This is a genomic window from Methylobacterium frigidaeris (assembly GCF_022179185.1).
Classification (GTDB): domain Bacteria; phylum Pseudomonadota; class Alphaproteobacteria; order Rhizobiales; family Beijerinckiaceae; genus Methylobacterium; species Methylobacterium frigidaeris.
In genome coordinates this window covers 128,199-154,034 of the sequence record NZ_BPQJ01000017.1, presented here as the reverse complement: position 1 = coordinate 154,034, position 25,836 = coordinate 128,199, and the positions used below count along the sequence as shown (strand labels likewise).

The following is a 25,836-nucleotide window of genomic DNA, read 5'->3' as shown; positions in this document are numbered from 1 at the left end:
CGGCGCCCCGTCGGTGAGCGGTCGTTTAAGGGTAGCCGGCTCGCCTGTCAACTCGCCCGAACCCGGAAGGATCTCGGCCGAGGCGACGGGGAGGGCAGGGGACTGCCCGGTCCCCGCGGCCGTCATGTATCCCAGATGGGTATGCGCGTTCTCTGTTCAAGCCTGGGCAGCACGATCCTGGCGCGGCACGGTTCCCCTCACCCGGCGCCTCGGGCACCGGCAGTCGCCCGTGCGCGGATGGCGCAGCCGAGACCTTCCGGCCAGAGTCCCCTAGATAGAGCGGCGATGCAGGAGAGCGACGGCGGATGCGCACGACCCTTCCCCCCCTCGCGGTGATCGGCGCCGGGTTCAGCGGCACCATGGCGGCCTTGCACCTGAGCCGGCTGATGCCGGAACGCCCGGTCCTGCTGTGCGAGAAGTCGGGCGCCTTCGCGCGCGGGCTCGCCTACGCGACCGGCTGCAGCGACCATCTGCTCAACGTGCGCGCCACCAACATGAGTGCGTTCCCGGACCAGCCGGAACACTTCTCCCGCTGGCTGGAATCGTGCCCGCTCGACGGGGTCGCCTGGACCCGGTCGACACCGGCCGGGCTGTTCGCCGCCCGCGGGCTCTATGGCAGGTACCTCACCGACCTGCTGCTGACGGCCCTGTCCGAGCCGGGGCCGGCGCCGCGCCTGATGCTCGAGAACGACGAGGTGGTCGATCTCGCGCCGGTGGAGGACGGGTTCGAGCTGACCCTCGCGGCCGGGCGGCGGCGCAGGGTCGCCGGCGCGATCCTGGCCTGCGGCAACCTGCGGGCTCCGCGTGGGCCGCGCAGCCGCTACGCGGTCGATCCCTGGGGCGATGCACCGCTCGACGACCTTCGGCCCGACCTGCCGTTGCTCATCGTCGGAACCGGGCTGACCATGGTCGACGCGGTCGCGGCCTTGCGCCAGCGCCGCTTTCCCGGGCCGATCCTGGCGGTGTCGCGGCACGGATTGCTGCCGCAGGTCCACGCCGCGACCGCGCCGTGGCCCGCGCCCGAGATACCGGCGGCGGCGCGGCGCTCGCTCCCCGCGCTGCTGCGATTCCTGCGCGGCGAGACGCGCCGGGCCGCGGATGCCGAGGTCGATTGGCGCAGCGTGATCGACTCCCTGCGGGGCGCCAGCATCGGTCTCTGGCGCGGATTGCCGCTCGCCGAGCAGCGCCGCTTCCTGCGCCACGTCCGGGCGTTCTGGGACGTGCATCGACACCGGATGGCGCCGCCCGCCGCCGAGATCATCGGCCGCGAGCTCGCCGGCGGCAGCTTGACCCTGATGCGCGCCCGGGTGGTCGCGGTCGAGGACCGGGCCGGCCATGCCCGGGTCAACCTGCGGGAACGGGGCGCCGCCGCGCCGCGAAGCGTCGACGTGCAGCGGATCATCGACGCGTCAGGCGTCGGGCGCGTCGCCGACACCGACGACCTGCTCCTGCGCCGCCTGATGGGGCGCGGGCTGATCCGCCCGGACGCCCTCGGACTCGGCCTCGCGGTGGCGGATGATCTCGCGGTGCTCGACCAGCGCGGCGAGGCCGGCCGGCCGCTCTGGACGCTCGGCCCTCTGCTGCGCGGGACGCTGTGGGAATGCACGGCGGTGCCCGATATCCGCGGCCAGGCGGCGGAGCTGGCCCGGACGGTCGCGGCGCGATTACAGGATGTCGCACCCGGGGCCGAGCTGGAGACGGCCTGAACCCGGTCGTCGCGAGAACCCGTGTCGTTCCGGGTGCCCGCCTGGGACGCACGGAGTACGGGTCTCAGGTTCCATAAGATACCTTATGCGAATCGCGCCTGTAGGCGCAAAGCCGGCACTCCCATCAACGGCCTGCCGGGCTGGAATGCCCGGAAGGCCGTGTCGGCTTGAGGTCAGCGCGGCCCGCCGCCCCGGCGCATGGCGATCTCCTGGCCCTCCTGCCGGAGCGCACCGGACGGCGCCTCTCTCTCGTTCGGAATCGGGGTCATGCCCTCGTGCGCGGTGCGCGAGTCCGGCCGGCCGGCGGCCGGATCGCCGGCGTCCTGCCGCATCGCCAGGGCGCGCCGGGCGTGGGAGACCAGGCTGCCGCGAGCCTCGGCAGCGCGGCGGCGCTCCCGCTCCTTGTTGGCGCGCTTGACCGCGGAGGCGAGCAAGGCCGCCTTCTGCCGAGAGCCGGTATCGTCCGAGGCGGGCCGCGTCCCCGAGGGCGCCGCCCGGCCGCGGATCTCCCGGCGCTGGCGGTGCGCGATGCCGCGGGCCCGGTCCCGGCGCTCGCGCAGGCGGCGGAGCAGGTCGTCGAGATCTCGGGTCGCGACGCCCTGGATCCGAGGGTGATGCGACTGGCCGACGAGCTCGGCCTCGTCGGCGGTCAGCAGGCGGGCTTCCTGGCGGCTCGAGATGGTCAAGGGCTGCTCCATCGATGGGTTGCAGTCCGGGGACGTCGCGTGGTCGGCCCCCGCCCTGGCTCTTGGGAAGCCCGCGCGACGGTGCTTGTTCCGCGCCGGGGAGCGCGAATCAATCGACGTCGTCTCGGGATTAAGCCTCGGATCGCGGCCGTCCGCGCCAGCCCTACGCCCCGGCGAGGCCGTCGAGCACCCGCGTCGCCGCCTCCGGCAGATCCAGCGACGCCGCGGCGAGGTTCTCCCGCAGGTGCGCTCGCGACGAGGTGCCGGGGATGAGCAGGATGTTGGGCGCGCGGGCCGGGAGCCAGGCCAGGGCCACCTGCATCGGCGTCGCGTCCAGGCGCCGGGCGACCTCCGACAGCCCTTGCGACTGGATCGGGCTGAAGCCGCCGAGCGGGAAGAACGGCACGTAGGCGGTCCCGGCGGCCGCGAGGGCGTCGACGAGCGCGTCGTCGGCGCGGTGGACGAGATTGTAGTGGTTCTGCACGCAGGCGATCGCGGCGATTTCCCGTCCCTCGGCGACCTGGGCGGCCGAGCCGACCGGTCCGCTCACCGTGCGGGTCGGCGGCACCGCGACCGACCTCGCGGTCGAGGCGGCGCTCGCCGGGCTCGGCCTCGTCAGCCTGTTCGAGGACTGGCTGCGGCCGCACCTCGACAGCGGGGCGCTGGAACCCGTCCTGGAGCCGTGGTGGCCGCGCTTCTCCGGGCCGTTCCTGTACCATCCGGGCCGGCGCTACCTGCCGGCGCCGCTGCGGGCCTTCGTGGGTTTCATCGGGGCGCGGCGGGGATGAGCGCCCTGCCCTACACCGCCCGCCCCTCGGTCTCCCGCGCCAGCGCGTCGACCACCGCGGCGATGCCCGCCTCGTCCGCGCCGTCGTCCCCCCGCGCCGCCGTGTAGGCCGCGCGCTGGCGGTCGGCGCTGGTGCCGTCCCGGGCGATGCGGCGGGCCCCGTCGAGGGCATCCGTGCAGCCCAGTTCCGCCGCGTCCCCGGAGACCTGCGCCAGCACGGCCTCCAGGGCCTCGCCGTAGGGCAACGCGCGGCCTTGCTCGGCGTCGATCAGGGCGGCGCGGACGCCGTCGCGCTGGGCCCGCCACAGGTTCTCGCGGATCACCGCCCGGGCGACCCCGTCGAGGCCGGCATTGAGGTCGGGCCGGCGCTCGGCGGCGCGCACGAGGCAGCGATAGAGGCCGGCGATCGCCACTGCGTCCTCGACCCGGGTGCAGCTGTCGGCGATGCGCAATTCCAGGGTCGGGTAGCGGATCGAGGGCCGCAGGTGCCACCACAGGAAGCTCGCATCCTCGATCGCCCCGGCCCGCGTCATCACCGCGACGTAGCGCTCGAACTCGGCGTTGCTGGAAAACAGGTCCGGCAGGCCGGTGCGCGGCATCTCGCCGAACACGCTGAGGCGGTAGCCGCACAGGCCGGTGTCGCGCCCTTCCCAGAACGGCGAGGAGACCGAGAGCGCCAGCAGCACCGGCAGGAAAGGCAGCAGCCGGTTCATCAGGTCGACCCGATCGTCGGGCCGCGCCACCTCGACATGGACGTGCATGCCGCTCACCAGGGTGCGCTGCCCGACCATCCGCACCTCGTCGAGGATGCCGTGGTAGCGCGCCCCGTCGGTCGGGCGTTGCGCGTCCCAGGCGGCGCCCGGATGGGTGCCGGCGCCGAAGACCAGGATCCCGTGCGCCCGCCCGATCTCGGCGAGTCCACGGCGCAAGGACGCGAGGCCGGCCCTGGCCTCCTCGGAGCTCGTGGCCGGCGGCGTCGCGATCTCGATCTGGCTCTGCAGGAGTTCGCGCTCGGCCGCCGGCAGCAGCGCCTTGGCGGCGGCGTGGAAGCCCCGCACGCCGCCGCGGGGCGTGCCACGGGTCGCGGCATCCGCCAGGAAGAACTCCTCCTCGATGCCGAAGCGGTAGGCGGGGCCGGTCATGGATGGGGGGATCTCCGAGAGGCGTGAGGATATAGCGGCGGCTCTCCCGCCGGCCATGGTGTCAGCCCCGCCCGGCCCAGAGCGCCAGGACGACGAGGGCGAGGACGAGCGCGGCGAGGCCCGCCCACACCACCGCCCGGTGCGCGCCGCCCCGGGCGGCCGGGGGCGGCGCGGGGCGGGGGCCCGGGGTGGGCGCTGCAGTGGCGGCGGGCAGCGACTCGATGGCGGGCGCGGCGGCCTCAACCGCCTTCGGCTCCGGCAGCCGGACCGTGCCGGAGGGCGGCAGCGGGCGGCCGGCTTGCAGCAGGGCCTCGTCCGGATCGACCGAGATCCCGGCCTCCTCCAGCTCGATCAGCACCATCGCGATGTCCTCGGCGCTCATCCGGTCCACCGGCAGGGCCCGGCGCAGGTCGTCGGGGGTCAGGCCGCCCTGGCTCCGGCCGAGGGTGACCAGGCGGTCGAGGGTGGCGCGGTCGAAGGCGGCCTGCATCGGAAGGCTCTGGTCCGGCGAGGTTCTGGTCCGTCATGTGCCAACGCGCACGGGCCGGTCGCGTTTCCCGTCACGCTCGCGCCCAGATGGGGGTGGACAAGACCCTGGCTCCCGGTGTCCGTCGGGACCACCCGAACCCAGGCGAGCCATGACCGCGCATCCGTCCCATTTCCGTCAGGCGCCCGAGGGGCCGCGGCCGGTCCTCGCCCGGATCACGCCGCCGGCGCGGCCGCTCGGGCCGTGGCGCTTCCTGCGCACCGTGGTGCGCAACCCGCTCGAGGCCTGGCCCGAGACGATCTACCGCGAGCCGCACTACACCTCCGAGTTCCTCGGCACGTCCAGCCTGTTCGTGATGGCCCCGAACCTGATCCGGCGGGTGATGGTGGACGAGGCCGACGCGTTCGAGAAGTCGGAGGTCCTGCGCCGCGCCCTCTCGCCGGCCCTCGGCGACGCGATCCTGACCGCCGACGGGGCGCGCTGGCGCTGGCAGCGCCGGGCGGCGGCGCCGATCTTCCGGGCCGAGCGCATCCGCAGCTTCGTGCCGGCGATGATCGCCGCGGCCGAGCGCACCCGCGACGCCCTGGCGGCCGGTGCTGGCACGGACGCGGGCAACGGCGCCGAGATCGACATCGCCCAGACGATGATGCGCACCACCTTCGAGATCATCGTCGAGACGATGCTCTCCGGGTCCGGCCGGATCGACGCCGCCCGGGTCGAGCAGGGCATCACCGACTACCTCGAATCGACGAGCTGGGTCTTCGCCCTCACGCTGCTGCGGGCCCCGGCCTGGATGCCGTTCCCGGGCCGGGCCCGGGCCGAGCGGGCGAAGAGCTACCTGCGCGACGAGCTCCTGCGCCTCGCCGCGGAGGGGCGCCGCGACGGCACCGAGGGGCGCAACGACCTGATGAGCCTGCTCTTGGCGGCCCGCGACCCGGAGACCGGCCAGGCGATGGACGACCGCGACGTCGCCGACAACCTGCTCACCTTCGTGACCGCCGGGCACGAGACCACGGCGCTCGCCCTCACCTGGGCCTTCTACCTGCTCTCCCACCATCCGGAGAGCGAGGCGCTGATCGCCGCCGAGGTCGAGGCGGCGACCGGGGGCGGGCCGCTGACCGCCGACCACGTCGACGCCCTCCCCTATACCCGCCAGGTGATCCTCGAGGCGATGCGGCTCTACCCGCCGGTGCCGGTGGTGGTGCGGGCAGCGCTCCGCGACGTCGACCTCGACGGCGTCCCGGTCAAGGCCGGCACGCCGATCACCATCCCGATCTACGCCGTGCACCGCCACGCCACCCTGTGGGACGAGCCGGAGCGCTTCGATCCCGCTCGCTTCGCTCCCGAGGCCGCCAAGGCCCGCGACCGCTACGCCTACCTGCCCTTCGCGGCCGGCCCGCGGATCTGCATCGGCATGGGCTTCGCTCTGTCCGAGGCGGTGGCGATCCTGGCGGTGCTGGTCCGCTCGCTCCGGTTCTCGCTGCGGCCCGGCTACCTGCCGGTGCTCAAGCAGCGCATCACGTTGCGCCCATCAGAGGGCATGCCGATGCGGGTGACGGTGCGCTGAATCGTTCGCCAGCGGGCAGGATTCTGCAAGCAGAGTTTGCGCACACGCTTCCACCCCACAGGGTCATTCCGGGGCCGCGAAAGCGGAACCCGGGATCCAGGCACTCAGGTGGGAAAGAGCGAGGCGGAATGTCGTCCGCTTTATCCTCGAACATCAGCGGCTCTGGATTCCGGGCTCCGCTTTCGGGGCCCAGGAATGACGTTCAGGGTGTCATACAATTTCCGTTTGATTGCTTCGCCATGCGGAAATCGGCTTCGCTCAGGCGCCGCGCGGGCTGCTGAGACGAGGTCCGCCGAGCGGATCGAGCCTGCTTCCGGATCGGCGTCAACCCACCGGCCCCGCCCTTCGCCGCCCCGCCGGCTTCGCCCGGTCGGCGGCCTGCGCCGCCGCGCAGGCTCGGCGCGCCCAGGCCAGGAATTCGTCCGGGTCGTCGCTGAGCCGGTCCGGCGCCCGCCAGTAGCTCGCGATGGTGGTCGTCCGGCCGTCCTTGGTCGCATAGGAGAACGGTGCGCCCCCCTCGGCCGCGAAGGTGCCGGTCTCCTCCGGGGCAACCTTCAGGTACAGCACGTCGCGCGCGACGAGCCCGAACATCAGTCCATCGCGAAACAGCCCGAGCCCACCGAACATCCGGCGGATCGCGACGCCGCCGAGGGGCGCCAGCATCTCCTCCAGGAGGGCGCGGTCGCCGTGCTCCATCGATTCGCTCCGGGCTCTCCGGCCGAGCGTCCCGCACCCGCGCCGCGCCGGCAAGCCCGGTGAGGCGTCGTCACGCGCCCCCCAGTTCCGCACCGTCATCGCGGCGGCGAGGGGACGATCCGGCAAGATCTTGCATCACGGACCGGGCCCGTGTCAGCGAGGGTCGTCGGTGAACCAGTAAAATTCCACCTCGCGCAACTTGCCGGCACACCGCCGAAACGCTCGTCGAGCCGGGCTGGTGTCGCGGAATGATCGGGAACCACGGCGCGAACCGGCGGCGATTTCATCCGCCTGTCACGAAACCGCACGATGACGCGCCGGTCTCGATACCTCCGGCTGACCCTTTGACCCACGCTCTCGACACACTTCCGGCAAGCCACACGTCTCCGCCGGCCCGCGCCGCCGAGCCGCCCGCGGAGCGATGGCCCTGGGCCGGCCTGGTGCTGCCGCTCGCGCTGCTCAGCCCCTCCCTCGTCTTCCTCGCCCTGTTCACCTACTGGCCGGTCGTGGAAGTGCTGTGGGACGCGACCCACGCGGTGACGCGCCGGGGCACCCGCTTCGTCGGCCTGGCCAACTTCGCGAGCCTGTTCGCCGATCCCACCTTCCAGCGCGCGCTCCTCAACAATGCCCTCTACGCCCTCGGCACGGTGGTGCCGAGCCTGGTCCTGGCGCTCGCCTTCGCGCTCGCGCTCAACGGCGCCGGGCGCGTGCGGGCACTGATGCGAGCCGTGTTCTTCCTGCCGGTGATGATCCCGCTCGTCGCGGCGGCCGCCCTGTTCCTGTTCCTGTTCCTGCCGGGGATCGGCCTCATCGACCATCACCTCGCCCGGCTCCGGCTCGCCGGCGCCAACTGGCTCGGCGACCCGGACCTGGCGCTCGCCGCCATCACGGTGCTGACGGTCTGGAAGAATGCCGGCTACTACATGCTGTTCATCCTGGCCGGCCTGCAGGCGATCCCCGACGAGGCCCGCGAGGCGGCGCTCCTCGACGGCGCCGGGCCCTGGCAGCGCCTGCGTTACGTCACGCTGCCGGCGCTCCGCCCGACCTTCGCCTTCGTCGGGGTGATCGCGCTCCTCAACGCGGTGACGCAGGTCGACCACGTCTTCGTGCTGACCAAGGGCGGGCCCTCGGACGCGACGAAGCTCCTGCTGTTCTACATCTACGAGCAGGCCGCCGAGCGCTACGATGCCGGCCGCGCCGCCGCCGCGACCGTGGTGACGCTCGGCCTGCTGGCCGCCCTCACGGCGCTCTCGCTCAGCCGCAGCCAGGGTCCGGAGGCGGCCCGATGAGCGCGCCGATGCAAGCCGGCCCGGCGACCCGGGAGATCACGCCCCGCATCGCCCGCCTGGTCGTCGCCGGCCTGGCCCTCGTCTGGGCGGTGCCGTTCTGGTGGATGCTGGTGGCGGCGTTCCGGCCGGCGGGCTCGGGCGCCGACGCCTCGCTCCTGCCCTCGCTGACGCCGACGCTGGCCAACTTCGCCGAGGCCTGGGCCTCGGCCGACTTCCCGCTCTACTTCCTCAATTCGCTCGTCATCTGCGCCGGCATCCTGGCGGTGCAGCTCGTCACGGCGTCGCTCGCCGGCTACGTCTTCGCCCGGCTCGAGTTCCCGGGCCGCGGGTTCCTGTTCGGCCTGTTCCTGGTGCAGCTGATGCTGGTGCCGGTGGTGCTGCTGGTACCGAACCTGAAGACGGTCGCGGCTCTCGGCCTCTACGACACCCTGCCGGGCGTGATGGCGCCCTATTGCGCCACCGCCTTCGGCACCTTCCTGATGCGCCAGAGCTTCCGCGAGGTGCCGCGGGAGCTCGAGGACGCCGCGATGATCGACGGCGCCGGCTGGTGGGCGCGCATCCGCCTCATCTACCTGCCGCTGACCAAGCCCGCCCTCGTCGCCTTCTCGATCGTCTCGGTCACCAGCCACTGGAACGAGTTCCTGTGGCCGCTGATGGTCATCAACTCCCCCGACAGGCGGCCCCTGACGCTCGGGCTGGCGAGCTTCACGCTCAGCGCCGAGGGCATGCAGGCCTGGGGGTTGATCGCGGCGGGCACCTTCCTGGTCAGCCTGCCGCTGCTCGCCGCCTTCCTGATCTTCCAGCGCCGGTTCGTGAACAGCTTCCTCGCCTCCGGCATCAAGTAGAGGACGACAACATCATGATCTCCTGGTGGAAGGGCGCCGCCCTCGCCCTCGTGGCGGCGGCGGGCCTCGCGGCGCCGCGCACCGCGCGCGCGACCGACATCGAGCTGTTCTTCCCGGTCCCGGTGGACGGCGCGCTCGCCCGCAACATGACGGGGCTCATCAAGGCGTTCAACGACTCCCACCCGGACATCAAGGCGACTCCGGTCTTCACCGGCTCCTACGACGACACGCTCTTGAAGACCCGCGCGGCGATCAAGGCCGGCAAGCCGCCGGCGGCGGTGATCATGTCGGCGAACTTCCTCACCGACCTCGCCATCGAGCGCGAGATCGCGCCGATGGACGACCTGATCGAGAAGGGCGGCAAGGATCAGGCTGGAACGACGCCCGACGCCTTCATGGGCCGGTTCTTCCCGGCACTGCTGCCCAACGCCGTGATCGACCGCAAGGTCTACGGCGTGCCGTTCCACAACTCGACGCCGCTGCTCTACATCAATGCCGACCACTTCAAGGAAGCCGGCCTCGACCCGGCCAAGCCGCCTCGGACCTGGGCCGAGCTCACCGACGCCGCCCGCAAGCTGACGAAGCGCGAGGGCGACCGCACCACCCGCTGGGGCCTGATGATGCCCTCGAACTACGATTACGGCGGCTGGATCCTCGAAGCCCTGACGATGTCCAATGGCGGGCGCTACTACAACGAGGAGTATGGCGGCGAGGTCTATTACGACACCCCGACCATGCTCGGCGCCCTCACCTTCTGGTCGGACCTGGTCCACAAGGCCAAGGTGCACCCGGCCGGCGAGCAGAAGGGCCCGGCGGTGACCGGCGCGTTCCTGGCCGGCCAGGCCTCGATGATGATCATCTCGACGGGCTCGCTCACCTTCATCCGCGACACCGCCAAGTTTCCGTTCCGGGTCGCCTTCGTGCCGATGAACGTGCGCCAGGCGGTGCCGATCGGCGGCGCCTCGCTGGTTCAGCCGACCGGCCTCTCGGACGAGAAGCGCGCCGCCGGCTGGACCCTGATCCAGTGGCTGACCTCGCCCGAGACGTCGGGCTGGTGGAGCCGCGCCACGGGCTACTTCGCCCCCAACAAGGCGGCCTACGACCTGCCCGAGATGAAGGCCTTCCTGGAGAAGAACCCCGACGCGAAGATCGCGGTGGACCAGCTCGCCAACGCCAAGCCGTGGTTCGCCACCTACCGCACCGTGCCGGTGCGCAAGGCGATCGAGGACGAGCTGCAGGCCGTGCTCTCGGCCAAGCGCCAGCCCAAGGAGGCGCTGGTCGCCGCCCAGAAGGCGGCCGACGCCCTGATGCGCCCCTACGTCGAGGACACCGCCCTGCGCCTGCCGGGCGCGGAGTGATCGCCTCGCGCTGAAACGCATCCTCCTGTCCCGGGCCGCCCTCCGGGACAGGGCCTCGTTGCCCCCGCTTACCGGACCCAAGTCCCCATGCTCATCGCCCAGATCACCGACCTGCACGTGCGCCCCCGCGGGCTGCCGGCCTACCGGGTCTCCGAGACCAACAGGATGGTCGCCCGCGCGGTGGCCCATCTCATCGCTCTCGATCCCCGGCCCGACCTGGTGCTGATCTCCGGCGACCTCACCGATTGCGGGCTCGCGGAAGAATACGAGGAGCTGCGCGGACTTCTGGCTCGCCTGCCGATGCCGGTCCACGTCATTCCCGGCAACCACGACCGGCGCGAGACCCTGCGCGAGATCCTGCCGGCCTCGTACCTGCCCGGCGCCACGGACGGTTTCGTCCAGTACACGGTCGAGGATCACCCGGTCCGCCTGATCGCCCTCGACACGCTGGTGGCGGGCGCGAGCCACGGTGCGTTGTGCCCCGAGCGCCTCGGCTTCCTCGAACGGGCGCTCGCCGGCGGCGACGGCCGCCCGACCCTGGTGTTCATGCACCACCCGCCCTTCGAGTGTGGCTTGGTCCACATGGACGAGATCCGGCTCCTCGACGGCGAGGCGGAGTTCCGGCGGCTGATCGCCAAAGAAACCTGCATCGAGCGGATCCTGTGCGGCCACCACCACCGGCCGATCGTGACCCGCTACGCCGGCACGATCGCCCAGATCGCCCCGAGCGTCACCCATCAGGTCGCCTTCGATCTCACGCCGGAGCACGAGGGCGCCCTGGTCTTCGAGCCACCGGCCTACCTGCTCCACCGCTACACGCCGGAGAGCGGGCTCGTGAGCCATATGGTCTACGTCGAGGCGTTCGACGGGCCGTATCCGTTCGTGCTGGACGCGGCGTATCCGGGGCAGCACTGAAAACTCAGAGATCGTCGAAGGCGGTTCTCACACCCTCCGCGTCATCCCGGGGCTCGCCGAAGGCGAGAGCCCGGGATCCAGAACCGCAGGTGATGCAAAACGAAGCGAGCCGCGTCCCGCTCTTTTCGGAGCGACCTGCGTGTCTGGATTCCGGGCTCCGCTGCGCGGCCCCGGAATGACCCTGAGGGTGGAAAGACTGGCGCGAGAAGCGAAAAAAGACGTCAGCGACGCCCGTCATGATCCCGGGGCCGCAGCCCCGGGATCACATCATCCTCAGCTGTTCTTCAGCGCCACCCGGTACTGGCCCTGCGTCTTGGCCCGCACCTCGTCCTCGGTGACGCCGTCGGCGAGCTCGACCAGGCTCATGCCGCCGTCACCCTTCTTGTCGATGGTGAAGACGCCGAGATCGGTGATCACCATGTCGACCACGTGGGTGCCGGTGAGCGGCAGGTCGCAGGCCTCGAGCAGCTTCGGCGATTCCGAGCCGTCCTTGCCCTTGGCGACGTGCTCCATCACCACGACGACCTTCTTGACGCCGGCGACGAGGTCCATCGCGCCGCCCATCCCCTTCACCATCTTGCCGGGGATCATCCAGTTGGCGAGATCGCCGTTCTGGGCCACCTGCATGGCGCCGAGGATCGACAGGTCGATGTGGCCGCCGCGGATCATCCCGAACGAGTCGGCCGACGAGAAGTAGCTCGTGGTCGGCAGCTCGGTGATGGTCTGCTTGCCGGCATTGATGAGGTCGGGATCCTCCTCGCCCTCGTACGGGAACGGGCCCATGCCCAGCATCCCGTTCTCGGACTGGAGCTGCACCGACATGCCGTCGGGGATGTAGTTCGACACCAGCGTCGGGATGCCGATGCCGAGATTGACGTAGAAGCCGTCCTCGAGCTCGCGGGCGGCGCGGGCCGCCATCTGGTCGCGCGTCCAGGCCATGGGGGTCTCCTCTCTCGCTCGTTAGATGGCGCCGCCGCCCGTCGGGGCGGGCGCGGGCTCGGCGTTCGGCGCGGCCTCGCTGCGCTTGCGGGTGGTGCGCTGCTCGATGCGCTTCTGGGCGTTCGGGACGTGGATCATCCGCTTCACGAACACGCCGGGCGTGATGATGTGGTCGGGGTCGATCTCGCCCGGCTTCACCAGGTGCTCGACCTGCGCGATGGTCATGCGCGAGGCCGAGGCCATCATCGGATTGAAGTTGCGGGCGGTCTTCCGGTAGACGAGGTTGCCTTCCGTGTCGCCCTTCCAGGCATGGACCAGCGAGACGTCGGCGAACAGGCCGCGCTCCATCACGTAGGTCTCGCCGTCGAACTCCCGGGTCTCCTTGCCCTCGGCGATCAGGGTGCCGACGCCGGTCTTGGTGAAGAAGGCCGGGACGCCGGCGCCGCCGGCGCGGATGCGCTCGGCCAGCGTGCCCTGCGGGTTGAACTCGATCTCGAGCTCGCCGGCGAGGTACTGCTTGGCGAAGGTCTTGTTCTCGCCGACATAGGACGAGATCATCTTGGCGATCTGGCGCGTCTCGAGCAGCACGCCGAGGCCGACGCCGTCGATGCCGGCATTGTTCGAGATGACCGTGAGGTTCTTGGCGCCGCTCTCGCGCACCGCGTCGATGAGGACGTCGGGAATGCCGCAGAGGCCGAAGCCGCCGGCCATGATCGTCATGCCGTCCCGCAGGACGCCCGCCAGGGCGGCCGTGGCGTCGGGGTATACCTTCTTCATCCCTCGTTTCCCCAAATTACTGGTGCCGCCGGGGCTCGATCGCCCTCGTTCCCGCACGGATGCGGCGCCTCGCCGCCCTGTTTAGCATCGTTGCGCCGCCACACCACCGGGCGGCGCGAGGAAAATCTCCCACTGCGGGAGGAAGCACCGCGGGTGGAAATCCCGGCCGGCGGGAAAACCCTGCCGGGGAGACAAGCCGCGCGCGAGGGATTATAGGGGATCGGGGAAGGCGTATGCCGCCGGCGGGCCCGACAAGGCCGGCCGGAGCGGCGGCCCGGGGGGGCGCACGAGTTCTCGTCCACGCCGGCAGCCGGAGAGCGATGTCGCGCCGAACCACCCTGGCCCTGAGCGGCGCCGCCGTCGCGGCGCTCGCGGTCGCGGGCGCCTCCCTGTCCTGGACGATCGCCGCCCCGCGGGCGGCGGCCTTCGCGGAGCGGGACCTGGCGCGCCGCTATGGCCTCGGCCTCGCGGTCGCCGGCCCCGCCACCCTGACGCTGCTCCCGGCCCCGCGCCTGACCTTCTCCGGGGTGCGGCTGCGCCGCGGCGGCCACGACCTCGTCGCGAGCGAGGGGCTGCAGGTGCAGCTCGGCCTCGCCGGGCTCCTCGCCGGCCGGGCCGACATCACCGGCCTCGTCCTCGAACGGGCCCGGATCGCCCTGCCTTCGGGCGCGAGCGACGACTGGGCCGAGCCGGCGGCCCGCCTCGCCGCCCGGGTCGCCGCCGGCCGGGGCCGGCACCTGCGCCGCCTCGTCCTCGTCGATGCGACGCTGACCGGGCGCGATCCCCGCACCGGCCACATCGAGACAGTCACCGGCCTCAACCTGGTGGCGAACTGGCCGCGGCCGGCCGCCGGCCTGGACCTCTCGGCCGCCTTCACCTGGCGCGACGTGCCGGCGACCCTGACCCTGTCGGGCCTGCGCCCGCGCGAGCTCGCGGCCGGCGCCGAGAGCCCCGTCGTCGCCGCCCTGACCTGGAACGGAGCGGGTGCGGCAGGAAGCGGCGCCCCGGTGGCGGGCAGCGCCGAGATCGAGGGCAGCCTGGCCTGGGTCAAGGACACGTCGAGGGAAACGTCGAAGAACGTGTCGGCGGAGGCCTCCCCGAGGGAGACCGAGACTGCGGGCCCGCGCCTGTCCGGCCAGAGCCGCTTCGCCACCTCCGCCCTGCCCGGCACCCTGGCCTGGCTCGGGATCGCGCCCGGCCCCGCGGCTCTCGCCGGCCCGGTGAGCCTCGACGGGCGCTTCCTCGCCCGCCCCGGCGGGGTGGAATGGCCCGAGATCCGGGTGCGGGTCGGCGGCAGCCAGCTCGAGGGCGCGGGCGCCGCCGCCCTGGTGCGGGGGCGGCTCAGCCTCACCGGCACGCTCGCGGCCGAGCGGCTCGACCTCTCGGGCCTGATGCCCGACGTGGCGCCCGGCGCTGCCTGGAGCCGCGCTCCGCTCGCCCTCGACGGGCTCACGAGCGGCGACCTCGACCTGCGCCTCTCCGCGGCCTCCGCCCGCCTCGGCCCGGTGGAGGCGCAGGACGTCGCCGCCGGCCTCCTGGTGCGCGACGGCGCCGTGGAGGCGACGCTGGGACGGGCCACCGTGCAGGGCGGCACCGTCAAGGGCCGGGCGGCGCTCGCGGCCCTGCCCGCCGGCCTCGATGCCCGGCTCCAGGGCAGCGTCGACCGGGTCGATCTCGGCGGCCTCTTCGCCGATCTCGGCTGGCCGCGCTGGATCCTCGGCCGGGCGCAAGGATCGGTCGCCCTCGACGGCGCCGGATCGAGCCTCGCCGACCTCGTCGGGCGCCTCGCCGGCCGGGCCGCCGCCACGGTCGAGGGCGGGGAGATCCTAGGGTTGAACTTCGCCGACCTCGTCCAGCGGCCCGAGGCCGCCGCCGCCGCCCTGCGCCGGGGCGGCCGCACCCATTTCGAGCGCGCCCGGGTCAGCCTGACGGTGAGCGACGGCGTCGCCGAGATCGGCCAGGGCCAGCTCCGCGGCACGGCGCTCACCGCGAGCCTCGGCGGCCGGATCTTCCTCGCCGAGCGGCGCCTGGGCGCCGAGGCCCGGATCGAGCCCGGGCCCGACGGACGGGCGGGCGGGAGCTTCGCCATCGAGGGACCGTGGCTGCGCCCGAGCCTCCGGCCGCTGGCCGCCCGCACGCTGCCGCCCACGGCCCTGCCGGCCGCCGCCAGCGCCTACGCCCCCTGAGCGGGATACCCCGAAGCACCAGGAGCGCCCTTGACGCCGTCCATGCCGTCTCCGAAGCGCCCGCACCGCGCCACCCCGTGGTGGGCCGGGGCACTCGCCGGCCTCGCCGCCCTGCCCTGCGCCGGCGCGCCGGCGCAGCCGGTTCCCGCTCCGGCTCCCGCACCTGCGCCGACACCTGCGCCGGCCCCGCCGGAGGCACCGCCCGCCGCGCCGGCTCCGGGCGGTTTCCCGGCGCTCCCGGCGACGCCCTTCTTCCGGGTCGTTCCGATGAACGAGGCCCGGGCCATCGGCTTCTTCACCAGCCTGTTTCCGGACTGCTCGGCCCAGGGGCCGGTGGTGGCCCGCCTCGTCGAGGGGCCGAAGCACGGCAGCGTGCGGTTCGTCGCCGAGCCGTCCTTCCCGCGCTACGCCCCCTCCTCGCCGCTCGCCTCCTGCAACGCCCGCAAGGTCGAGGGCCTGAAGATGATCTTCGAGGCCGCCGAGGGCTACGAGGGGCTCGACGCCTACCGGATGCTCATCATCAACCCCGACGGCTCGGCCACCAATCTCGACGTCAAGGTGTCCATCCGCTGATCTCGCCGCTGATCTCGCCGCCGACCTCCCGCAGGAGACCGTCCACGAAGTCCGGCACCGCCTGCGTGGCCGGGCCGTAGGTGGCCTTCATGAACAGGCCGGCCGTGTCGGACGGGGCGAGGTTGATCTCATGGGTCGGGATCCCGGCCGCCCGCGCCCGCGCCACGAAGCCCGCCGCCGGGTAGACCGCCCCGGAGGTGCCGATGGCGACGAACAGGTCGGAGTCGTCGAGGGCTTCCGCGATGGCGTCGAGGTGGAGCGGCACCTCGCCGAACCAGACCACGTCCGGGCGCATCCCGCCCCGCCGCCCGCAGGCCGGGCAGGCCGTGTCGACGGCGAGGTCGTCCGCCCAGGGGCGGCCCGCGCCGCAGGCGGTGCAGCGCGCCCGCATCAGCTCGCCGTGCATGTGGATGACCGCCCGGGCGCCGGCGCGCTCGTGCAGGTCGTCGACGTTCTGGGTGCAGAGGAAGAGCCGGCCGCCGCGGGCGGTGAGGCCCGCCTCCAGGCGCGCGAGCGCCGCGTGGGCGGCGTTGGGCACCGCCGCCCGCACCCCCTGCCGGCGCAGGTTGTAGAAGGCGTGGACCTCCTCCGGCGCCTCGGCGAAGGCCTCGGGCGTGGCGAGCCGCATCGGATCGAACCGCCGCCACAGCCCGCCCGGATCCCGGAAGGTGCCGAGCCCGCTCTCGGCCGAGATCCCGGCCCCGGTGAGCACGAAGACGTTCACGCGCGGCCCTCCCGCCGACGCCGCGATTCGGGCGACGACTGGGACACGATTGTGTCAAAGCTCGCGCCGGCATTGTTCTGGCGGGCGCGAGACCATCGCGATGCCGTCAGTGTGACCTCCGTTGAGACTTTATCAATTCTTGGCATGGACAATCCCTGTCACCCATCCTAAGTGAGGATCGTGCCCGCGCGCATGGCCGCGGGCGACTGATTCCGAACAGATCGCTTCAGGACATTCAATGACGCGCCACCGCGCGAGACCGTCATTCACGGTCGAGATCAAGCGCAGCCGCACCTCCCCCCTGCCCGACGGCGAGCGGCCCCAGAGCGAGCGCCCCGCCATCAAGCCGACGGCGGGCATGAACAAGCCCTCGGCGGGTCTGCCCCATCCGGCGGAGGGCCTGTTCAAATCCCCGGCGAGCCCGTCGACGCTGTCGGCAAGCGCCCCCGCCACGGGCGAGCCCGAGAACCGGCCCTCCTCTCCCGGCCGCAACCTCTGGGCCGGCACCGGCCTCCTGGAGGAGGCCGCCGCCGCCACCAAGTCCGGCCGCTTCGATCCGCCGGACCTGCCGATCTTCACCAAGGCTCCCGCCGACAAGCCGTCCGACAAGGCCCTCGCGGCCAAGGAGGCCGCGCCCGCCAAGGACGCGGCCCCCGCCAAGGATGTCGCACCTGCCAAGCGCGTCCTCCCGAGCCTGATCGCCCCGCCGGAGCCCGAGCCGGAGCCGGAGCTCGCACCCGAGCCTGAGCCCAAGCTGCCCCGGGTCCGCCGCTACCGCGCCGCTGCGCCCGCCGCCCCCCGCCGCACCGCCGGCCCGCGCCCGGCCTTCGTGTGGCCCGAGGATTGGCCCGACGAGGCTCCGATCCAGACCCCTGCGCCGATCACCGTGCCGGCCGCACCCAGGTCCCAGGACCGGATCGAGCTGCCCAGGACCGAACTGCCGAAGGCCGGGTCCGCGCCGGACACCTCCGACGACGGCGAGACCCGGGCCGGCGAGGTCCGCCCGCGGGTGAAGCGCCGCACCGGCGACGAGGACCTGCGCATCGGCCAGCGCTGGAAGCGCCGGCTGCCCCGCGTGTGCTGGTAACGGATCGGGCCGGCGCTTCTGTTGCGGGCCGCCATCCCGGTCCGCCCTACCGGCTCGTCATCCTCGACTTCGACGGCACCCTCGCCGACACCTTCCCGTGGTTTTCCCGGGTGCTCCCCGGCGTCGCCGACCGCTACGGCTTCCGCCGGCCGGCCGCGCACGAGGTCGAGTCCTTGCGGGCGCTGGAGGCGCGGGCGGTGCTGCGGCACCTGGGCGTGCCGGGCTGGAAGCTGCCGCTGATCGCCCGCCACATGCGCGGCCTCGCCGCCCGCGACGCGGCGGACCTCGCGCTCTTCCCGGGCATCCCCGCCCTGCTCGCCCGCCTGCGGGCCGGCGGCCTCGATCTGGCGCTCGTCAGCTCGAACCGGGAGGACGTGGTGCGCCGGGTGCTCGGACCGGAGAGCGCCGGCCTGATCGACCGTTACGCCTGCGGCGCGGCCCTGTTCGGCAAGGCGCGGCGGTTCCGGGCCGTGATGCGGGCCAGCGGCGTCTCCCCCACTCAGGTGCTGTGCCTCGGCGACGAGCTGCGCGACCACGACGCCGCGACGCGGGCGGGCCTCGCCTTCGGGGCGGTGGCCTGGGGCTACACCCGGGCGGAGGCGCTCGCCGCCGCGGGGCCGGCCCACCTGTTTCCCACCCCCGAGGCAGTGGCGGCGGCGCTCCTGCCCGAGTCGGCGTGATACGGATTCGTTCGGCTTCGGTCAAAAGCCCGTCCCAAGTCGTCGAGCAGACCTGGTCCTGCAGACGGAAGTCAGAAACTCCGCATCATCCCGGGCTCCGCTGCCCGGCCCCGGAATGACTTGTTCGGTGTGAGCGAGGCCGAGGCAGATCGGGCGGATCTTCAATAGTGCGGCACCGTCCGGTGCTCGATCAGCGGCGCCTCCATGCGGAAGTGCAGGCCGGCCGGCTTGAAGTCGAAGCGGATGTCGGCGCCGCACTGCATGGTGAGCACCCGCTGCAGCAGGGTCGAGCCGAAGCCCTTGCGGGTCGGCGTCGTGGTGCGCGGGCCGCCGCGCTCGGTCCAGTCGAGCCGCAGGCGGCGGCCGGCCTCGCCCTGGTCGACGGACCAGGCCACGGTGATGCGCCCCTCGGGCACCGAGAGGGCGCCGTGCTTGGCGGCGTTGGTGGTCAGCTCGTGGATCGCCATGCCGGTCGGCACCGCGAGGTCGGCGGTGAGCTCGACATGCGGTCCCTCGAGGGCGATGCGCCGGCCGGCCTCGTCATTGTAGGGGCCGAGCTCGTTCTCCAGCATCTCCTGGAGCGAGGCCATCTGCCAGTAATCCTCCGTCAGGAGGTTGTGGGTCTTGGCGAGCGAGATCACCCGGGCCGAGAAGCCCTGGTAGAACTCGTCGACGCTGGTGGCGCCGCGCGCCGAGGCGCCCAGCAGCGCCTGCACGGTGGCCAGCGTGTTCTTCACCCGGTGATGCAATTCGCGGATCAGCAGGGCCTGGCGCTCGGCGGTCTGCTGCCGCTCGTGCAGGAAGGCCGCCGCCTCGCGCTGGCGCCGCCGCGCACGCACGGCGAAGCGGGTCGCGGTGACCAGGGTGGCGGGGTGGAACGGCCGCTCGAGCAGGGTGACGTTGCCGAGGGACTCCATCAGCCGCGCCTCCGGCGGGGTGCCCCGCAGGGTGAGAAGCACGAAGGGATAGTCCGACCACGGCTCCTGCCCGGCGAGGTAGGCGGCGAGCCCGTGCCGGTCGAAGGCGCGCAGGGCCTCCTCGGTCAGGACCGCGCAGCTGCCCGTATCGAGCCGGGCGACGAGGCTCGGCAGATCGGCGCAGATCTCCGAGCGCAGACCCGCCTCCTCCAGGATGGTGCCCGCCACCGCGGCGTCGCGCCCGGCGGGGGCGAGGATCAGGACCGGAGGATCACTCTCTCTCATAACTATCCCGGCCTGGCCGATCCCGCTCGGATTCCTCGCGCTCGGCCAGCAGGCGGCCGGGCGCGCCGCGGTAGCTCGGCACGCCCGTCAGGACGCCCCGGAAGCCCACCAGCGGCTCGCCGACACGCAAACCGTTTCCGTCGATCCGAAGTTCCCGGATGGTGTCTTCGTGCGGCCCCACCCTCTTCTTGACCACCGACACCGCCCGGCGCAAGTGCCCGTCGGCCTCGAAGAACCGAAACAGCACCACGGTGTCGCTGAGGTAGGTGAGATCGACCGTCGCCGACATCTGGCCGACGAGCCCGTGCTGGGCGAGCACGAGCAGCGTCGTCACGCCCTGCTGGTTCAGGTAGGTCAGGATCTCATGCATCTGCAGCAGCAGGTACTGCTCGCCCGGCATCGCGTTCTGGTAGCCGGTCAGCGAGTCGATCAGCACCAGGCGCACGCCCTCGCGCTCGACGGCGTCGCGCACCATCGCGGCGAGTTCGCCCGGCGAGACCTCCGCCGGGTCGATCTGCTCGACCCGCAGGCGCCCGTCGGCGACCGCCTCCGCGACGTCCATGCCGAGGCCGGCGGCCCGGCGCATCAGGATCCCGGTCGGCTCGTCGAAGCTCAGGATCAGCCCGCGCTCGCCGCGCGCGAGCGCCGCCGTCACGTAGACGAGGGCGGTCGAGGACTTGCCGACGCCCGAGGGGCCGAGCAGCATCGTGCTGGTGCCCCGGTCGAGCCCGCCGCCGAGCAGCGCGTCGAGGGCCGGATTGCCGCTGCCGAGGCGGTCGATGTCGTAGTCGTGGTGATGCTCGGCCGCGATCAGGCGCGGGAACACCGTGAGGCCGCCGCGGCGGATGACGTAGTCGTGGAAGCCGCCGCGGAAATGCGTGCCGCGCATCTTGATCACCCGCAGGCGCCGGCGCTCGCCGCCATAGAGGGGGGCGAGCTGCTCGAGCTGGAACACCGCGTGGCAGAGGCTGTGCAGGTTGAGGTCGTCCTGCTCGGCGGTGAGGTCGTCGAGGAGGAGCGCGGTGGTGTCGTGGATGAGGAGGTAGCTGCGCAGGGCGAGCACCTGGCGGCGGTAGCGCAGCGAGCCCTGCGACAGCAGGCGGATCTCCGACAGGCTGTCGAACACCACCCGCTGCGGCTTGACCCGGTCGATCTCCGCGATGGCCAGCCGCACGGTCTCGCCGAGCTCGAGGTCGGAGGAGTGGACGAGGCTCTGCTGCTGGCGCGGATCGAGGCTGAGCTCGGGCGGCACCAGCTCGAAGATCTCGATGCCCTCGAGCGACCAGCCGTGGCGGGAGGCGACGGAGGCGAGCTCGCGCCGGCTCTCCGAGAGGGTGATGTAGAGGCAGCGCTCGCCGAGCCGCGCCCCGTCGAGGAGGAATTGCAGCGCCAGGGTGGTCTTGCCCGAGCCCGGCCGCCCCTCGACCAGATGGGCGCGGTTGGCAGCAAAGCCCCCCTCCAGGATGGAATCGAGGCCCGGCACGCCGGTCGGGATCGGGGCCGCGTCGTCGGAGGGGGAAAGCATGGGATCGGGCATGGAGGACAGGCTGGCTGTGTCGGCGGGCTGGTCTTCGAACCGGCGGCGCCGGCTCGCAGCGCCCGATATGGTCTCCCGGCTTGTGGCAAAGAAATGCGGCGAGAACAAAGGGTTCATGCGCCCGAGGGGCGTGCGCACGGAAGGCATGCGCCGGGTCGGGGTGTGGCCCCGCGCCCGTAGCGGGGAAAAAGCGTGCCGCAGCCCTTGACGCAGCGAGGGTTCGCACGCATGTGGCCCTGGTCCGTACGGGGCCGACGAATCGGCCGCGCGCGGCATCACCGGAATCCTTCATCCCCCATGCCCAGCGACAGTAGTCGACGGACCGCGCCGCCTCGGTACCGCCTCGCGTGACCCGCGCCTGATCGCTGATCGGGCTCGCCCGCGACCGGCGCCGATGCGGCCGGTCGAACGAGGTGAGCCATGACCCTGATGACGACGGGCGCCCGCTCCGGCGCCGCCGCCACCCGCGACCGCAGCGTCGTGATCGTGCTTCTTCTCATGCTGGCCCTGGTCTTCGGACCCGCCATCGGCCTCCACGTGGCCGTGAACCTGCTCGGCCCCGGGCCTGCGCCGGACGGCCTCGTCTCGGCCGTCTCCACCGAGGTGCCGAGGGGCGGCCGGGGCTGACACAAGGGTGGGCTGACACAGGGGGCCCGGGCCGGCCTCCTCCGGCTCAGGCGCCGCCCATCGATTCAGGCCGACCCCATCGATTCAGGCCGACCCCCGACCCCGCAGGATCAGGACCGCGCCGACGACGAGCAGCGCGGCCCCGATCCAGGTTTCCGGACCGAGCCCGCCCTTGCGGCCGGTCAGGCCCATCGCGTCGCCGGCGATTCCCGCCGCGAGCTGGCCCGCCACCACCAGCGCCACCGTGACGGTCGCGCCCTGCTGGCGGTAGCCGTAGAGGCTCGCGGCCACGACCAGCGTGCCGAGCAGGCCCGGCACCAGGAACCAGGGCTCCGCCCGCTCCGCTAGGCGCAGCGGGAAGGCCGGGCCGCTGCGCCAGACCTCGACGAGGCCGAGCAGCGTCAGCCCGACCAGCGAGTTGCACAGGAGCGCTCCCGTCAGGCCGGTCCCCCGCGCCACGATCGCCCCCATCAGCGCATTCTGGATCACCAAAGCCGCCCCTGCGACGAGGCAGAGAAGCACCGCGCCGGTCATCGGGCGGCTCCGGCAGGGCGGAGGGAGGACGAGGTGGGGCATGGTGGCATGGCGCGGCTCCTGTCGAGCCGCGATCATCTCCTATGATGGACGATTGTCAAATACAGGAAACGGGGACGATCCCCGGCCGGAATCAGGAGATCAGTCCGCGCCGCAGGGCGACCGCCACCGACTGGGCGCTGTTGAGCGTGCCGAGCTTGGTGCGGGTGGTGCGCAGGTGGTGCTCGACGCCCTTGGAGGAGATCGCCAGGATCTCGCCGATCTCCCAGCTCGTCTTGCCCTCGGCGACCCATTGCAGCACCTCGCGCTCGCGCGGCGACAGGCGGATCTCGGCGCCGGCCTCGGAGCGCAGCAGCACGAGCTGGGCGAAGGCGTAGGTCGCCACGAGCTGCAGCGTGCCGAGATCCTCCGGCGAGACCTCGACCCGCGCGCCCGAGAAGCTGAACCCCGCGAGCTGCCCGTCCAGGGTCAGGAGCGGCACGGTGACCCCGTGGCGCAGGCCGTGCTCGCCGGCCTCGTGCATGACGCGCAGGGCCGCCGGATCCTCGCGGTACTGCCCGGCGATCTCGGACCAGGCGAAGGGCGCGTTCGCCCCGGCGAGGTGGCGCACCGTGGCGTCCCGGAACAGGTAGCCGCGGGACAGGTAGCGGGCCTTCCAGTCCGGTGGCATCGCGTCGAGGAGGGCGTGCTCGTATTGCTGGCGCGGTGGCGCGCCGATGACCGGCAGGGTTCCGGCCAGCGCGTGCTCGATCCCGAAGCGGCCGAGGAGCCGGAGCAGGAGTTCGGAGACGTCCTGCGCGCTCGCGGTCCGGTCGAGGGAGCGCAGGAAGGCGAGGGTCAGATCGAGGCGCTTCCGGCTCATGCAACCCGCCTAAAGCCGAGGTCATTCAATAACATCTGTGATTGTGGTCCCGGGCCCTGGACAGAGCGGCAAGATGTCGCGGATTTCCGGGTGCGCGGCAAAATTCGTCCTCCTCGCGCTCTCGTCCGGCGCAGCCGGGACGGATCCATCGCGCCCGATCCGGGCAGGTTTCGTGACGGCGGCCGCCGGCTCCCGGGTGCGCCGCGGCGCAGGCCGAAGCACGTCGAGGTGCTGGCGCGGCGGGGCGACGGAGCCTGGACCGAGCTCCACGTCGATGTCGCCGGGACGATCAACCGGGAGAAGGCACCCGACGCCGACAAGTGTGGCGCGGCCCTCGCCTGAACGACCGCACCAGGGTCGCGCGGCGCGCGGCTCCTCATGCTCTTCCAACGGGCTCCATGCCGGTCCGCCGGATCGCCGCCGCGGCGTGGTCCGAGACGAGGTGGGCGATCAGCCGCCGCGCCGGCTCGACGGCCGCCGAGCCCGCGACGATCGCCGCCGCGAAGGTCTGGACGAGCTGGACGTCGTCGGGGAGCAGTCCGACCACCTCGATCCCCGGCACGTCGACCAGCTCGCTCACCGGCCCGAGGGCGAGGTCGGCCTCGCCCGCCGCCAGGGCGGCGGCGGAGTCGGAGCCGCGCGGCAGCACCCGCTTGCGCACGGTGCCGGCGAGGCCGAGCCGCGGAAACACCGTATCCTGGATGAACAGGCCGCTGGTGCTGCCCGGCATCACGACGAGGCGGGCCGCCATCAGGGTGCGGGTGAGTGCCGCGACGGTCCCGATCTCAGGCGTCGGCGCACCGGCCCGCACCGCGGCGGCGAGCGGCGCGGTGGCGAGCGCGACGCCTGAGCCTTCGACGATCCGGCCCTCGTCCGTCAGCGCGTGCAGCCCCTCGTTCGAGAGGATCACCACGTCGACGCGGGCGCCGTGATCGAGCTGGTGCCGGATGGTCCGCGGCCCCTCCCCCTGCGACGCGCCGGACAGCGTCCGGACCGTCAGCCCCGTCGCGCGCTCGAAATCCGGCAGCACCGCCTCGTAGGCGAGGGCGAAGCCGCCCGAGATCATGACGGTGAGGTCGGCCTTGGTCTCGTCCGGGGAGGTCATGGAGGGCGGGGAGGTCATGGAGGCGGCCGCCGGTGCTCGGGATCGGAAGGGATCCCTTCGCGCAAGACCGCGCGCCCGCGCAAGCCGCCTCACGCTCTTCCTCGCCCTCCTATTCCCGGACCCGCGCCAAATCCTCTAAGCCCCTCCCCGGACAAGCGATCAGGGGGGAACTCATGGGACCGGAGACGCGGGAACGGACGGAAGACGGGGGCTTTCCGCGCTGGCGGCTCGCCCGGGGCGCGGTGGTGCTGCCGGACGAGCGGCCGCCGCTCGGCCAGGTGGTGGTGCTGGCGCTCCAGCACGTCGTGGCGATGTTCGGCTCGACCGCGCTCGCGCCGCTGCTGATGGGCTTCGATCCCAACCTGGCGATCCTGTTCTCCGGCATCGCCACGCTGCTGTTCTTCGTCGTGGTCGGCGGGCGGGTGCCGAGCTATCTCGGCTCCAGCTTCGCCTTCATCGCCGTGGTGATCGCCGCCACCGGCTACGGCGGCAGCGGGCCGAACCCGAACCTGCCCGTCGCCCTCGGCGGCATCATCGCCGCCGGCGCGGTCTACGCCATGATCGGGATCGCGGTGATGCGGGCGGGCGATGCCTGGATCGGCCGGCTGATGCCGCCGGCGGTGACCGGCGCGATCGTCGGGGCGATCGGCCTCAACCTCGCGCCGATCGGGGTGAAGGGCATCTCGGGATCGGGGCTCGATGTCGGGATCGGGCTGTTCACGATCCTGGCGGTCGGCCTCGCCGCCTCCTACCTGCCCGGATCCGCGCGGCGCCTGCCGCTTCTCATCGGGGCGGTGGCCGCCACCCTGCTCTACGGTGTGCTGGCGAACGGGCTCGGGCTCGCCAAGCCCCTCGACCTCGCGCGGATCACGCAAGCGCCGTGGTTCGGCTGGCCGCACGTCACGACCCCGGTCTTCGAGGCGTCCGCGATCTGGCTGATCGCCCCCGTCGCCCTGGTGCTGGTCGCCGAGAATCTCGGCCACGTGAAGGCGATCGGCGCGATGACCGGGCGCAACCTCGACCCGTATCTCGGCCGGGCGTTCCTGGGCGACGGGCTCGCCACTATGCTGTCGGGGGCCTTCGGCGGCACCGGCGTGACGACCTACGCCGAGAACATGGGCGTGATGGCGGTGACCCGGATCTACTCGACGCTGGTCTTCGCGGTCGCCGGCCTCGTCGCGATCCTGTTCGGGCTGTCGCCGAAATTCGGCGCCGCGATCCTGGTGATCCCGGGCCCGGTGATCGGCGGCCTCTCGGTGGTGGTGTTCGGGCTGATCGCCGCCGCGGCGGGGCGGATCTTCGTCGAGAACCGGGTCGATTTCTCCCGCACCCGGGTCCTGCTCACCGTCGGCACGGCCCTGGTGCTCGGCGCCGGCGACTTCACGGTCAGCCTCGGCAGCTTCAAGCTCGGCGGCATCGGCACCGCCACGGCGGCGGCGATCCTGCTCTACCACGCCCTGCGGGACGATCCGGCCTGACGACGGGCCAGACTCCACGATAATAGCGAGGACCGATCCAACCCCGG

General features: G+C 72.7%; 24 protein-coding genes and 2 pseudogenes. 13 read left to right on the top strand and 13 right to left on the bottom strand.

The window, feature by feature from the left end; translation table 11 throughout:
• The first annotated feature begins 305 nt into the window (after window positions 1–305).
• Window positions 306–1,706: an FAD/NAD(P)-binding protein gene (locus MFF64_RS18815; protein WP_099905575.1), complete on the top strand. Its 1,401-nt coding sequence runs from the start codon at window positions 306–308 to the stop codon at window positions 1,704–1,706.
• Between the two features lie 173 nt (window positions 1,707–1,879).
• Here MFF64_RS18815 and MFF64_RS18810 read toward each other — a convergent pair whose 3' ends face one another.
• Window positions 1,880–2,404, bottom strand: coding sequence for a hypothetical protein (locus MFF64_RS18810; RefSeq protein WP_438823083.1), 525 nt, complete (start codon window positions 2,402–2,404; stop codon window positions 1,880–1,882).
• A 151-nt stretch (window positions 2,405–2,555) separates the two neighbouring features.
• Window positions 2,556–2,918 (bottom strand): annotated as a pseudogene (locus tag MFF64_RS18805) (aldo/keto reductase); the annotation flags it as partial.
• 4 nt (window positions 2,919–2,922) lie between these two features.
• Here MFF64_RS18805 and MFF64_RS18800 point away from each other — a divergent pair.
• A pseudogene (locus MFF64_RS18800) lies at window positions 2,923–3,180 on the top strand (type 2 periplasmic-binding domain-containing protein); the annotation flags it as partial.
• Window positions 3,181–3,190: 10 nt separating this feature from the next.
• On the opposite strand, the gene MFF64_RS18795 reads toward MFF64_RS18800, so the two are convergent.
• Window positions 3,191–4,321 carry a carboxylate-amine ligase gene (locus tag MFF64_RS18795; protein WP_099905577.1) on the bottom strand — a complete coding sequence of 377 codons (1,131 nt, stop codon included), beginning with the start codon at window positions 4,319–4,321 and terminating at the stop codon, window positions 3,191–3,193.
• 61 nt (window positions 4,322–4,382) lie between these two features.
• Complete coding sequence (locus MFF64_RS18790; protein WP_099905579.1) at window positions 4,383–4,811, bottom strand: RNA polymerase sigma factor region1.1 domain-containing protein; 429 nt, start codon at window positions 4,809–4,811, stop codon at window positions 4,383–4,385.
• A 148-nt stretch (window positions 4,812–4,959) separates the two neighbouring features.
• On the opposite strand from MFF64_RS18790, the gene MFF64_RS18785 reads away from it, so the two are divergent.
• Entirely contained in the window at window positions 4,960–6,375 is a 1,416-nt protein-coding gene (locus MFF64_RS18785; protein ID WP_238191922.1) for a cytochrome P450, read from the top strand.
• 324 nt (window positions 6,376–6,699) lie between these two features.
• Here MFF64_RS18785 and MFF64_RS18780 read toward each other — a convergent pair whose 3' ends face one another.
• Window positions 6,700–7,071, bottom strand: coding sequence for a TfoX/Sxy family protein (locus MFF64_RS18780; protein WP_099906312.1), 372 nt, complete (start codon window positions 7,069–7,071; stop codon window positions 6,700–6,702).
• Window positions 7,072–7,508: 437 nt separating this feature from the next.
• Here MFF64_RS18780 and MFF64_RS18775 point away from each other — a divergent pair, with 437 nt between their 5' ends.
• The 4 genes from MFF64_RS18775 (at window position 7,509) to MFF64_RS18760 (ending at window position 11,478) form a co-directional block, all read left to right on the top strand.
• The gene (locus tag MFF64_RS18775) at window positions 7,509–8,360 is read left to right on the top strand and encodes a carbohydrate ABC transporter permease (RefSeq protein ID WP_238191934.1); all 852 of its coding nucleotides are present in this window, start codon (window positions 7,509–7,511) and stop codon (window positions 8,358–8,360) included.
• Window positions 8,357–9,205 (top strand): carbohydrate ABC transporter permease, encoded by an 849-nt coding sequence (locus MFF64_RS18770; RefSeq protein WP_207768205.1) that lies wholly within the window; start codon window positions 8,357–8,359, stop codon window positions 9,203–9,205. Before MFF64_RS18775 ends, MFF64_RS18770 begins: the two co-directional genes overlap by 4 nt.
• 14 nt (window positions 9,206–9,219) lie before the next feature.
• A complete protein-coding gene (locus tag MFF64_RS18765) occupies window positions 9,220–10,563 on the top strand; it encodes an ABC transporter substrate-binding protein (protein ID WP_099906308.1) in 1,344 nt (447 codons plus the stop codon).
• A gap of 87 nt (window positions 10,564–10,650) precedes the next feature.
• Window positions 10,651–11,478, top strand: coding sequence for a phosphodiesterase (locus MFF64_RS18760; RefSeq protein WP_099906306.1), 828 nt, complete (start codon window positions 10,651–10,653; stop codon window positions 11,476–11,478).
• Between the two features lie 273 nt (window positions 11,479–11,751).
• On the opposite strand, the gene MFF64_RS18755 is transcribed toward MFF64_RS18760, so the two are convergent.
• Window positions 11,752–12,417, bottom strand: a complete 666-nt coding sequence (locus MFF64_RS18755; protein ID WP_099906304.1) for a 3-oxoacid CoA-transferase subunit B — start codon at window positions 12,415–12,417, stop codon at window positions 11,752–11,754.
• Between the two features lie 21 nt (window positions 12,418–12,438).
• Window positions 12,439–13,194 (bottom strand): CoA transferase subunit A, encoded by a 756-nt coding sequence (locus MFF64_RS18750; protein ID WP_099906302.1) that lies wholly within the window; start codon window positions 13,192–13,194, stop codon window positions 12,439–12,441.
• Between the two features lie 320 nt (window positions 13,195–13,514).
• Between MFF64_RS18750 and MFF64_RS18745 the strand changes: the two genes are divergently transcribed.
• Both MFF64_RS18745 and MFF64_RS18740 read left to right on the top strand, forming a co-directional pair.
• On the top strand, window positions 13,515–15,380 hold the full coding sequence (locus MFF64_RS18745) for an AsmA family protein (RefSeq protein WP_238191920.1): 1,866 nt from the start codon (window positions 13,515–13,517) through the stop codon (window positions 15,378–15,380).
• Between the two features lie 42 nt (window positions 15,381–15,422).
• A complete protein-coding gene (locus MFF64_RS18740; RefSeq protein ID WP_099907935.1) occupies window positions 15,423–15,953 on the top strand; it encodes a hypothetical protein in 531 nt (176 codons plus the stop codon).
• Here the strand turns inward: MFF64_RS18740 and MFF64_RS18735 are convergent.
• Window positions 15,934–16,677, bottom strand: coding sequence for an NAD-dependent deacylase (locus MFF64_RS18735; protein WP_099907933.1), 744 nt, complete (start codon window positions 16,675–16,677; stop codon window positions 15,934–15,936). The two genes, MFF64_RS18740 and MFF64_RS18735, sit on opposite strands and share 20 nt — an antisense overlap.
• A 238-nt stretch (window positions 16,678–16,915) precedes the next feature.
• Here MFF64_RS18735 and MFF64_RS18730 point away from each other — a divergent pair, with 238 nt between their 5' ends.
• Window positions 16,916–17,764: a hypothetical protein gene (locus MFF64_RS18730; RefSeq protein WP_099907931.1), complete on the top strand. Its 849-nt coding sequence runs from the start codon at window positions 16,916–16,918 to the stop codon at window positions 17,762–17,764.
• Complete coding sequence (locus MFF64_RS18725; protein WP_099907937.1) at window positions 17,758–18,444, top strand: HAD hydrolase-like protein; 687 nt, start codon at window positions 17,758–17,760, stop codon at window positions 18,442–18,444. The genes MFF64_RS18730 and MFF64_RS18725 overlap by 7 nt, the downstream gene beginning before the upstream one ends.
• Window positions 18,445–18,605: 161 nt before the next feature.
• On the opposite strand, the gene MFF64_RS18720 is transcribed toward MFF64_RS18725, so the two are convergent.
• Window positions 18,606–19,646, bottom strand: coding sequence for a sensor histidine kinase (locus MFF64_RS18720; protein ID WP_099907929.1), 1,041 nt, complete (start codon window positions 19,644–19,646; stop codon window positions 18,606–18,608).
• On the bottom strand, window positions 19,633–21,171 hold the full coding sequence (locus tag MFF64_RS18715; RefSeq protein WP_099907927.1) for an ATPase domain-containing protein: 1,539 nt from the start codon (window positions 21,169–21,171) through the stop codon (window positions 19,633–19,635). The genes MFF64_RS18720 and MFF64_RS18715 overlap by 14 nt, the downstream gene beginning before the upstream one ends.
• 432 nt (window positions 21,172–21,603) lie before the next feature.
• Here MFF64_RS18715 and MFF64_RS18710 point away from each other — a divergent pair, with 432 nt between their 5' ends.
• Window positions 21,604–21,810 carry a hypothetical protein gene (locus tag MFF64_RS18710; protein WP_099907925.1) on the top strand — a complete coding sequence of 69 codons (207 nt, stop codon included), beginning with the start codon at window positions 21,604–21,606 and terminating at the stop codon, window positions 21,808–21,810.
• Between the two features lie 84 nt (window positions 21,811–21,894).
• Here MFF64_RS18710 and MFF64_RS18705 read toward each other — a convergent pair whose 3' ends face one another.
• From MFF64_RS18705 to MFF64_RS18695, 3 genes are all read right to left on the bottom strand, one after another.
• The gene (locus tag MFF64_RS18705) at window positions 21,895–22,344 is read right to left on the bottom strand and encodes a DMT family transporter (protein WP_165795866.1); all 450 of its coding nucleotides are present in this window, start codon (window positions 22,342–22,344) and stop codon (window positions 21,895–21,897) included.
• Window positions 22,345–22,477: 133 nt separating this feature from the next.
• Window positions 22,478–23,206 carry an autoinducer binding domain-containing protein gene (locus MFF64_RS18700; RefSeq protein WP_099907921.1) on the bottom strand — a complete coding sequence of 243 codons (729 nt, stop codon included), beginning with the start codon at window positions 23,204–23,206 and terminating at the stop codon, window positions 22,478–22,480.
• Window positions 23,207–23,582: 376 nt separating this feature from the next.
• Window positions 23,583–24,329: a substrate-binding domain-containing protein gene (locus tag MFF64_RS18695; RefSeq protein WP_099907917.1), complete on the bottom strand. Its 747-nt coding sequence runs from the start codon at window positions 24,327–24,329 to the stop codon at window positions 23,583–23,585.
• A gap of 155 nt (window positions 24,330–24,484) precedes the next feature.
• Between MFF64_RS18695 and MFF64_RS18690 the strand changes: the two genes are divergently transcribed.
• Window positions 24,485–25,789: a solute carrier family 23 protein gene (locus MFF64_RS18690; RefSeq protein WP_099907916.1), complete on the top strand. Its 1,305-nt coding sequence runs from the start codon at window positions 24,485–24,487 to the stop codon at window positions 25,787–25,789.
• The last annotated feature ends 47 nt before the right edge of the window (window positions 25,790–25,836 follow it).

Bases quoted from the DNA above. Each gene is read 5' to 3' on its own strand.
- MFF64_RS18815 (WP_099905575.1), top strand. From the start codon at position 306: ATGCGCACGACCCTTCCCCCCCTCGCGGTGATCGGCGCCGGGTTCAGC.
- MFF64_RS18810 (WP_438823083.1), bottom strand. From the start codon at position 2,404: ATGGAGCAGCCCTTGACCATCTCGAGCCGCCAGGAAGCCCGCCTGCTG.
- MFF64_RS18795 (WP_099905577.1), bottom strand. From the start codon at position 4,321: ATGACCGGCCCCGCCTACCGCTTCGGCATCGAGGAGGAGTTCTTCCTG.
- MFF64_RS18790 (WP_099905579.1), bottom strand. From the start codon at position 4,811: ATGCAGGCCGCCTTCGACCGCGCCACCCTCGACCGCCTGGTCACCCTC.
- MFF64_RS18785 (WP_238191922.1), top strand. From the start codon at position 4,960: ATGACCGCGCATCCGTCCCATTTCCGTCAGGCGCCCGAGGGGCCGCGG.
- MFF64_RS18780 (WP_099906312.1), bottom strand. From the start codon at position 7,071: ATGGAGCACGGCGACCGCGCCCTCCTGGAGGAGATGCTGGCGCCCCTC.
- MFF64_RS18770 (WP_207768205.1), top strand. From the start codon at position 8,357: ATGAGCGCGCCGATGCAAGCCGGCCCGGCGACCCGGGAGATCACGCCC.
- MFF64_RS18765 (WP_099906308.1), top strand. From the start codon at position 9,220: ATGATCTCCTGGTGGAAGGGCGCCGCCCTCGCCCTCGTGGCGGCGGCG.
- MFF64_RS18760 (WP_099906306.1), top strand. From the start codon at position 10,651: ATGCTCATCGCCCAGATCACCGACCTGCACGTGCGCCCCCGCGGGCTG.
- MFF64_RS18755 (WP_099906304.1), bottom strand. From the start codon at position 12,417: ATGGCCTGGACGCGCGACCAGATGGCGGCCCGCGCCGCCCGCGAGCTC.
- MFF64_RS18750 (WP_099906302.1), bottom strand. From the start codon at position 13,194: ATGAAGAAGGTATACCCCGACGCCACGGCCGCCCTGGCGGGCGTCCTG.
- MFF64_RS18745 (WP_238191920.1), top strand. From the start codon at position 13,515: ATGTCGCGCCGAACCACCCTGGCCCTGAGCGGCGCCGCCGTCGCGGCG.
- MFF64_RS18740 (WP_099907935.1), top strand. From the start codon at position 15,423: ATGCCGTCTCCGAAGCGCCCGCACCGCGCCACCCCGTGGTGGGCCGGG.
- MFF64_RS18730 (WP_099907931.1), top strand. From the start codon at position 16,916: ATGACGCGCCACCGCGCGAGACCGTCATTCACGGTCGAGATCAAGCGC.
- MFF64_RS18720 (WP_099907929.1), bottom strand. From the start codon at position 19,646: ATGAGAGAGAGTGATCCTCCGGTCCTGATCCTCGCCCCCGCCGGGCGC.
- MFF64_RS18715 (WP_099907927.1), bottom strand. From the start codon at position 21,171: ATGCTTTCCCCCTCCGACGACGCGGCCCCGATCCCGACCGGCGTGCCG.
- MFF64_RS18710 (WP_099907925.1), top strand. From the start codon at position 21,604: ATGACCCTGATGACGACGGGCGCCCGCTCCGGCGCCGCCGCCACCCGC.
- MFF64_RS18705 (WP_165795866.1), bottom strand. From the start codon at position 22,344: ATGACCGGCGCGGTGCTTCTCTGCCTCGTCGCAGGGGCGGCTTTGGTG.
- MFF64_RS18700 (WP_099907921.1), bottom strand. From the start codon at position 23,206: ATGAGCCGGAAGCGCCTCGATCTGACCCTCGCCTTCCTGCGCTCCCTC.
- MFF64_RS18695 (WP_099907917.1), bottom strand. From the start codon at position 24,329: ATGACCTCCCCGCCCTCCATGACCTCCCCGGACGAGACCAAGGCCGAC.
- MFF64_RS18690 (WP_099907916.1), top strand. From the start codon at position 24,485: ATGGGACCGGAGACGCGGGAACGGACGGAAGACGGGGGCTTTCCGCGC.